Below are 318 nucleotides of genomic sequence, written 5' to 3' on the forward strand. Positions count from 1 at the left end.
ACAGCATGGTAAGCGGTGCTTCTGGATTGAACTTTGCCAGTTCCTTTTGCAGAGTATTAAGAAGTTCCTTTGACGGCTTCATTTTTCCGCTTTCTATCTTGTTGAGATATTCCCTTGTGATACCCGAAGCCACCGCCAGCCTGCCTTGTGAGATACCGTAAGCAATCCGTTTCTCCCGTAATTCTTTTATCCATTGTTCTTCATTCAGAACCATACCCCCAATCTGTAAAGTGTGAAGTTTTTTAAGGCAACTTCACAGCCGATTTTTGCTAGGAAACCATGCCAGAAGCCTTATGTTTCCTATGTTTTTTGTCTATT

1 protein-coding gene is annotated in these 318 nt (G+C 42.1%); it reads right to left on the reverse strand.

The window, feature by feature from the left end; genetic code table 11:
• On the reverse strand, positions 1–214 hold a 214-nt coding region (locus HMPREF0373_RS06065; RefSeq protein ID WP_021738768.1), incomplete at its 3' end, for a helix-turn-helix domain-containing protein.
• Positions 215–318: the final 104 nt, after the last annotated feature.

It is taken from the genome of Eubacterium ramulus ATCC 29099 (assembly GCF_000469345.1).
Taxonomy (GTDB): Bacteria; Bacillota; Clostridia; order Lachnospirales; family Lachnospiraceae; genus Eubacterium_I; species Eubacterium_I ramulus.